Origin of the sequence: Testudinibacter sp. 'clade 2' (assembly GCF_006227735.1) — a bacterium.
Lineage (GTDB): Bacteria > Pseudomonadota > Gammaproteobacteria > Enterobacterales > Pasteurellaceae > Chelonobacter.
On sequence record NZ_VDHB01000178.1, the window covers coordinates 1 to 7,977 of the forward strand.

The following is a 7,977-nucleotide window of genomic DNA, read 5'->3' on the forward strand; positions in this document are numbered from 1 at the left end:
GATCAACAGACCCTAATAAGGTTTTATTCGGCTCACCGGCAATTTCACGTGCCAGCTTAGGCACGAGATATCCGGAGCTGATTTTTTGCAGCTCGCGATAAATTGCCAACGCCTGCTTGTCGTCCAGATAAAAATGCGCTGCGCCTTGCACTTTATCGAGCAAATGCAGGTAATAGGGTAGAATGCCTGCACTAAACAGTTTATCGCTTAATTGTTTTAACAATTGTGCATTGTCATTTACGTCTTTTAAGAGCACCGCTTGATTGAGCAGTACCACATTTGCCGCTTTCAAATGCGCGATATGATCGGCTAAAGTGCGGTCAATTTCATTCGGGTGATTAATGTGGGTGACCAGCACTTTGTTTAAGCGTGAAACCGCTAAACGCTGGCAAAGTACGCTGGTAATTCGCTGTGGAATCACCACTGGCAATCGGGTATGAATCCGCAGGGTTTTAACATGTGCAATCCGCTCCAAACGGCTGATCAACCAGTCCAACTCGTGATCTTTCGCCATCAGTGGATCACCACCGGAAAATATCACCTCTTCGATTTCGGGGTGAGCTGCGATATAGTCAAGTGCGGTTTGCCAGTTCTGTTTGTTACCTTTGTTGTCCTGATACGGAAAATGGCGGCGAAAGCAGTAGCGACAGTTCACCGCACAGCCGCCTTTCACCATTAATAACACTCGGTTATGGTATTTATGCAATAAGCCCGGCACCGCACTTTGCTGCTCTTGCAGCGGATCTTGACTGAAACCTTGTGCTTGAAAAAATTCCTGTTGTGATGTCATCACTTGCAGCAAAAGGGGATCTTGCGGATTGCCCTTTTCCATTTTGTCGACAAACGGTTGTGGCACGCGCAATGGGAATAATCGACGTGCTGAAATATCATTTTTAAATTGATTTAGTGGTAGATCGAGTTGCTCCAGCAATTTTTGCGGATCATTTATCGCCTTTGCAAGGTAATCTAGCCAGCTTGGCTCTTCTCTAAGCAGGGTGTTTTGAGTTATCATAGACAAGTTTTATTAAAATTTTATCTGATCTTGTCTTAAGATCAGACTTTTTTCAAGTAATGAGGACATTATGGCAACCTATTCTACCAGTGATTTTAAACCGGGTCTTAAATTTATGCAGGACGGCGAACCTTGCGTTATCGTTGAAAACGAATTTGTGAAACCGGGCAAAGGTCAAGCGTTCACCCGTACTCGTATTCGCAAACTGATTTCCGGCAAAGTCTTGGACGTGAACTTTAAATCCGGCAACACCGTGGAAGCGGCGGATGTGATGGATACCAACTTGACTTTTTTATATAAAGATGAAGACTTTTGGCATTTTATGAACAACGAAACCTTTGAGCAGTTGTCAGCCGATGCCAAAGCGGTGGGCGACAACGACAAATGGTTGTTGGATCAAGCGGAATGTATTGTGACGTTATGGAACGGTGCACCGATTTCCGTCACTCCTCCAAACTTTGTCGAGTTGGAAATCGTGGATACCGATCCGGGTTTGAAAGGCGACACTGCCGGTACCGGCGGCAAACCAGCGACCTTAAGCACCGGTGCCGTGGTGAAAGTGCCATTGTTCGTACAAATCGGCGAAGTGATTCGAGTGGATACTCGCTCCGGTGAATATGTAGCGCGTGTGAAATAACAGTATTGTATCGCTAACAATACAAACGGGGTGTTATTGCCCCGTTTTGTTTTTTCGCTTTAAGATTAAAAATCGACAAGCATAAGCATTTTTATCATCGGCAGTTGCTAGTTCGTCTTCTACAATATGCCAGTCATTTAAATTAAGCGTCGGAAAAAACGTATCGCCGTCAAGTGCAGTTTGAATCTCGGTTAAATACAGTTTATCGGCTAAGGGTAAACTTTGTTTAAACAACTCGCCACCGCCGATAATCATCACCTCGTCAGCTGTTTCGCACAAACCAAGTGCGGTTGGTAGGCTGTCCGCCCATGTTACATTTTCATGCACAAATGGCTGACGCGACAACACAATGTTAGTGCGGTTCGGCAACGGGCGACCAATCGATTCAAAGGTTTTGCGCCCCATTATCACCGGTTTGTTCAGGGTGTTGCGTTTAAACCACGCTAAATCACGCGGTAAATGCCATGGCATTTGATTATCTCTGCCGATTACCCGATTTTGGGTGAAAGCGACGATCAGACTGATTTGCATAATTCGGATCCTATCACTAAATAACAGGGCGCTGGCGGTAGAACAACAAGCCGGGCAGCGCCAAGCCGAACGCCAATGCGCCAAGAATAAAACCGGATTTGACAAAATTATCAACGGCTTGTTGGAACAGGGCTTCAGAATAGCCGATATGGTGGATTTGCACAACGGCGATCATCGCTTTGTAGGCAAATACGCCAGGAATCATCGGAATAATCGCTGCCACGGTGAACACTTTTGGGTGTGCCAAATAGCGCTGTGACAGATAAACGCCGATAAAACCGATCAGTGCTGCTGCAAAGAATGTGGCAAACACCAGCGGCATATCAATGGTGAGTAACAACAATTTACGAAAACCATGCCCTAACGCCCCGAGTAGTGCACAGTATTTCAGTGCATTTTGTGGCACATTAAACAACAGGGCAAAACCGATCGCCGGAATGGCGGAAAAAAACATATCGTCCAGCAAAATGAGCAGCAGATCCATCTCAGCCTCCCCATTGTTGAATATTCAGTAGGCTCAAGGCAAACACAATGCCAATGCAAGCACCAAAGGTTAGCACCGTCGCCAGCGCCCAACGCCCGATTCCCATATTGGTGTAGCCTTTCAGAATATCGGATAGTGCATTAATAAACGGAAAACCGGGCACCAGCAGCAACACGCTGGATGCAATCGCAATTTGCGAGTCGTTGCCCAAATGAAAACGCAGTGATAAGCCGGAAATGCAGGTTGCCACAAATGCGGTACAGGCAAACACAATGATTGGATTATAGTGACGCATCGCAAGTTCCTGCCGTACTAACATCGCTGCACAGGCGGCCAAAAAGGTGATCAGACAGATTAGCGCATCGCCGCCGGCAAGATGGGCAAACGAGGCACAGGACAGCCCAACCATCAGTAACACATAATAACGGTTATATTTTAGCGGCTTAATTGCTTGTAGTTTTTTGCGCACGGTATAACTGTCGTAGATTTTATGTTCGGCGGCAATCACAATATGCTGCACTTCAGTGACCACATGCATATTGATACCGCGATCTTGATTGCGACGAGCCGTAGTAATGCAATGCCCTTGGTGCAAGGTGGTCAGTACGATAGCATTGGCGGTGAGTGCCACCTCCACGCTTTCCACCCCCAGCGCCTTGCCCAGACGCGCAGCGATTTGGCTGACCAGGGTGCTTTCGGCACCGTGTTGCAGCAGTAAAAGTGCGGTATGCACACAAAGGCGGGTGATCTCCTGCTGTTCACTATGGTCGGGTGCGGTAACGTTTATCGACATGATTTCTCCGAGTAAAACCCCAAGTAAAAGGCATTTTATTAAATGATTTTTCGCTGGATTAATGGTAACGTAATCATCATTTTTTATTTATTGTAGATCAATAATCATGCAAAAACATTCGCATTCTGACAAGCCGGAGCAAAAAAACAAGCCAGCACAAAAAACCATTGTGCTGAAATTCGGCACCAGCGTTTTAACCCAAGGTTCGCCCAAGCTCAATCGACCACACTTACTCAATATCGTGCGTCAGTGCGCACAATTGCAGCAGCTAGGACATCGGATAGTGATTGTCACCTCTGGTGCCATGGCAGCGGGACGGCACTATTTGAATCATCCGCAATTGCCACCGACCATCGCCTCAAAACAGCTTTTAGCTGCTGTCGGGCAGAGTCAATTGATTCGTATTTGGGAGCAACTGTTTGAAATTTATGATATTTATATCGGGCAAATGCTACTGACCCGTGCTGATTTGGAAGATCGCGAACGTTTTCTGAATGCGCGTGACACCCTGAATGCGTTGCTCGATAACCAAATTATTCCGATTATTAATGAAAATGATGCCGTGGCAACAGCGGAAATCAAAGTGGGCGACAACGATAATCTATCGGCATTAGTGGCGATTTTGGCGAATGCGGATCAGCTCTATTTATTAACCGACCAACAAGGCTTATTCGACAGTGATCCGCGCGCTAATCCGGCGGCAAAACTGATTGTGCAAGTAGATAAAATCACCGATCATATCCGTTCAATTGCCGGTGGCAGCGTGTCTGGTTTGGGTACCGGCGGCATGAGCACCAAAATCACCGCTGCCGATATTGCCACCCGCTCCGGCATCGAAACCATTATCGCACCGGGCAGTCAAGACAATGTGATCCTCGATTTAGCGCAAGACAAAGCAATCGGCACCAAATTCAAAGCGTTGCTTTCGCCATTACAAAGTCGTAAACAGTGGTTGTTTGCCGCCCCGTCAGCCGGCACACTGGTGGTTGATCAAGGGGCTGAAAGTGCGGTCTTGGAGAAATATCGTTCTTTGCTGCCTGCCGGCATCGTACAAATCGAAGGGCGTTTCTCGCGCGGCGAAGTCGTGCGGATTCGTACGCAACAAGGTAAAGATATTGCGATTGGTGTAGCCTGTTATAACAGTGACGCATTGGAGCTGATCAAAGGCAAAAAATCGGCAGATATCGCAGTAACGCTCGGATATGAATATGGGGCGGTGGCTATTCACCGTGACGATATGGTGATTCTCTCGGTCTAAAAAACGGAATAGAGGCGTTGGAAATGCTCGCTGAAGCCCCACTTCAGCTGTGCTTTCCGCCTTGCTCTTCCATTTTTTATACAGCGAAGAGGAGACAGTCAAGCGGCATAGCGGCGTTGGAAAAGAGAGTAGAAGTAGAAAAGGATATAACAATGACAATCAATTTAGTGGAAATGGGCAAACAGGCGAAGCAAGCAGCGTTTGAATTGGCGCAACTATCCAGTGCGGAAAAAAACCAAGCGCTGCGGGTGATTGCCGAGCAGTTAGAAACCCGAGAGGCCGAGATTCTGGCGGCGAATGCGGTTGATATTGCCAATGCCGAAGCGCAGGGGATCAGTGCCGCAATTATTGACCGTTTATTGCTGACCTCAGCCCGTTTAAAAGGTATTGCTGATGATGTGCGCCACGTGGTCACGCTTGCCGATCCGGTTGGCAAGGTGATTGACGGCAGTACCTTGGACAGCGGGCTCTCGATTCAGCGAGTACGCGTGCCGTTGGGGGTGGTGGCGACTATTTATGAAGCCCGCCCAAATGTCACCATTGATGTCGCCTCACTGTGTTTGAAAACCGGTAATGCCGTGATTTTGCGCGGCGGTAAAGAAACCCGTCATACCAACCAAGTATTGCTGCAAGTGGTACAAGACGCACTAAAACAAGCCGGTTTACCGGGCGAAGCAGTACAGGCGATTATCGATCCTGACCGCACTTTAGTGATGCAACTACTGAAAATGGATCGCTATGTGGACATGATTATCCCTCGTGGCGGCGCAGGCTTGCACCAACTGTGCAAAGAGAATTCAACCATTCCGGTGATTGTCGGCGGCATCGGCATTTGCCATCTGTTTGTTGAGCAAAGTGCGGATCGCAACCGTGCCTTGGCATTAATCGACAATTCCAAAACCCAGCGCCCAAGCGCTTGCAACGCTTTGGAGACTTTACTGCTGCAACGTCATATTGCAGCGGAATTTATACCGCACTTGGTGCAACAACTTGCCGACAAAAACGTCCACTATTTTGCCGATGAGCAAGCGTTGCCGTTATTACAGCAAAGCGGCGCAGAAGTCAGTGCGGTTAGCGACGACAGTTTGCGTAACGAAGCGTTGTGTAACAATATGAATGTGGTGATTGTCGAGGATATTCAACAGGCTATTGCCCATATCCAAGAATACGGCAGCCACCATTCCGACGGCATTCTCACCGAATCGCAAGCCTTAGCACGCCAGTTTGTCAATCAAGTGGATTCGGCAACCGTGTATGTCAACGCCAGCACCCGTTTCACCGACGGCGCGCAATTCGGCCTAGGCGCCGAAGTAGCGGTCAGCACGCAAAAACTGCATGCCCGCGGTCCGATGGGCTTGGAAGCGTTAACCACTTATAAGTGGGTGTGCTATGGGGATTATTTGAGCCGCAGCTAGTAAAAGATAATAAACCACTGCTGGATGTGAAGGTGTATGTTAAATAATGGCTTACCACCAGTTTTTACAAAAATAGCTTATTCGGGACTGTTGAATTAGTGGAACACTACAGACCTTTATCGTCCGCTTTTCTCAAGAAGCCGGGCTTAATCGATTTATCCTTGCTAAATATAAGCTTGTTCGAGGCGCCCCGATTGATGTGCTGAGCGACTATCTGGTCGAGTAACGCACCGATTTCACCTGCGGATAAACTCTGCTGCTAAGCTTTGATGATAAGAACAAATGACTATAGCCAATTTGATAATAAGGCAATTTAATAATTGAATCATTCTGTCAAAATAAGGTATATTTTCACCTCAGATGTTAAGGAAGTGTCATCATTTTAAAAATTTAAAAGGATAATCAGCTTGTTAACACACGGGGAACAACTGGCGGCGGATGCCGTTCAACGCATCACCGCTCGCATCAACAGCTTTCCGCGCTCTCAAGTCCGCCTCGTCGGTGCGCGCGAGGTGGTTGAGCCCGCTGCGCGGCAAACCGACACCATTAAACACCGCAGCTTCTGGGCTGCCCTTGCCGGTGCGGTTGCCGGTGCACTCGTGAGTGCTGCTGTGTTAGGCGCCGCTACATTTCTGCTCGGTGGGTTTGGTGGCTTTGTGGTTGGCATGGGCATTTTGCTCAACCCGGCGGTGTCTTCCGGCATCGATACCGTCAAAAGTAAAGTTGAAAGTTTCTTCACCCCACCCGACCCCGACGGCACCATTATTCTCGGCAGCCCGAATGTTTTCGCCAATAATCTACCGTTAGCTTATGCGGCGATGGATAATAGTGATGTCACTATCGCCTGTAAAGACCATTCCCCGCCGACCATGATTGCCGAAGGCAGCGAGACGGTGTTTGTCAATGGCTTACCGGTGGCACGCAAAGGGGATAGAACCACCTGTGATGCTAAAATCAATTCCGGCTCTGCGAATGTCTTTATCGGCTCCGGCAAAGCACAATATGCCGAGATTGCCGAAGCGTTTTCCCTGTTTGAGCGAATTTTGCTGATTGGTGTCGAATTCGTCATTCCGCCCACTGCGATTTTTGGCAAGGGAATTGCAAAAGCACTTAAAAATAGTTATAACGTTGTGAGTACACGAGGGGCGAAGGTTGGTGCCAGTATTACACATAAGATAAAAACACAACTTAAGTATAAAAGAATTATAAATAGAAAAAGCGCAGAAAAAAGTGCAGATATTGCGCTAAGTAATGGTAAATTAAGAGGTGCAGCTGCTGAATTAAAGGTTAATGGCAGAACATATACCGACATTAGCGGCTCTAATACTCCGATGCATCCATCTATGCAAACAGCATTAGATAATGTCCCAATAAAGGAAAGGGCTCCCTGGCATGGATATTGCGCAGAAATTGGCTGTATGAATCAAGCATTATATGCAGGTCAATCTTTAAAAGGTGCGCGGGGGCGTGCTGTTAATATTGGTACATCCGGTAAAGGACACAACACGCCTAAAAAGCCATGTTCAACCTGCTCTAATGTAGCAACACAATTAGGAGTTTTATTAAAATGATAAGAAATTTATATCAGCTTATAGAGCAATATCCTGAGAAATTGAATATCAGCCAATTACAATCTATCAATCAAGAAATGCTGGATGAAATTAAAAAATTACTTTCTAAAGTTACACTTGATGAAATTAATCAATATTTTGATAAGCTATCTCTTTTCTGGAAGGATCCATCAGATATAAAGATATTAGAAGGATTTAAGGTACATTTATGGGAATTAAATGATCGCCTATTTCATGGCGACAAATTAGATTCATTAAATGAAATAGTACTAAGAA

Annotated in this window: 9 protein-coding genes; 5 read left to right on the forward strand and 4 right to left on the reverse strand. The window is 46.8% G+C overall.

Annotated elements, in window-relative coordinates; all coding sequences use genetic code 11:
* Positions 1–1,018, reverse strand: a 1,018-nt coding sequence (epmB, locus tag FHQ30_RS12065; protein ID WP_139625176.1) for an EF-P beta-lysylation protein EpmB, incomplete at its 3' end; no start/stop codon positions are given.
* A 64-nt stretch (positions 1,019–1,082) separates the two neighbouring features.
* Here epmB and efp point away from each other — a divergent pair.
* On the forward strand, positions 1,083–1,649 hold the full coding sequence (efp, locus tag FHQ30_RS12070; RefSeq protein WP_132968203.1) for an elongation factor P: 567 nt from the start codon (positions 1,083–1,085) through the stop codon (positions 1,647–1,649).
* 33 nt (positions 1,650–1,682) lie between these two features.
* On the opposite strand, the gene folA is transcribed toward efp, so the two are convergent.
* From folA to FHQ30_RS12085, 3 genes are read right to left on the reverse strand one after another with little or no spacing between them, the layout of a single operon-like run.
* On the reverse strand, positions 1,683–2,180 hold the full coding sequence (folA, locus tag FHQ30_RS12075) for a type 3 dihydrofolate reductase (RefSeq protein WP_139611796.1): 498 nt from the start codon (positions 2,178–2,180) through the stop codon (positions 1,683–1,685).
* A gap of 16 nt (positions 2,181–2,196) precedes the next feature.
* Positions 2,197–2,664: a threonine/serine exporter family protein gene (locus FHQ30_RS12080; protein ID WP_132967708.1), complete on the reverse strand. Its 468-nt coding sequence runs from the start codon at positions 2,662–2,664 to the stop codon at positions 2,197–2,199.
* Between the two features lies 1 nt (position 2,665).
* Entirely contained in the window at positions 2,666–3,457 is a 792-nt protein-coding gene (locus FHQ30_RS12085) for a threonine/serine exporter family protein (RefSeq protein ID WP_139611797.1), read from the reverse strand.
* 106 nt (positions 3,458–3,563) lie between these two features.
* Here FHQ30_RS12085 and proB point away from each other — a divergent pair, with 106 nt between their 5' ends.
* From proB to FHQ30_RS12105, 4 genes are all read left to right on the forward strand, one after another.
* Entirely contained in the window at positions 3,564–4,715 is a 1,152-nt protein-coding gene (gene proB / locus FHQ30_RS12090; protein WP_139611798.1) for a glutamate 5-kinase, read from the forward strand.
* 152 nt (positions 4,716–4,867) lie between these two features.
* A complete protein-coding gene (gene proA / locus FHQ30_RS12095) occupies positions 4,868–6,130 on the forward strand; it encodes a glutamate-5-semialdehyde dehydrogenase (RefSeq protein ID WP_139611799.1) in 1,263 nt (420 codons plus the stop codon).
* Between the two features lie 407 nt (positions 6,131–6,537).
* A complete protein-coding gene (locus FHQ30_RS12100) occupies positions 6,538–7,701 on the forward strand; it encodes a PAAR domain-containing protein (protein WP_139611800.1) in 1,164 nt (387 codons plus the stop codon).
* Positions 7,698–7,977: hypothetical protein (locus FHQ30_RS12105; protein ID WP_139625177.1), on the forward strand; the 280-nt coding region annotated here is incomplete at its 3' end. The genes FHQ30_RS12100 and FHQ30_RS12105, both read left to right, overlap by 4 nt.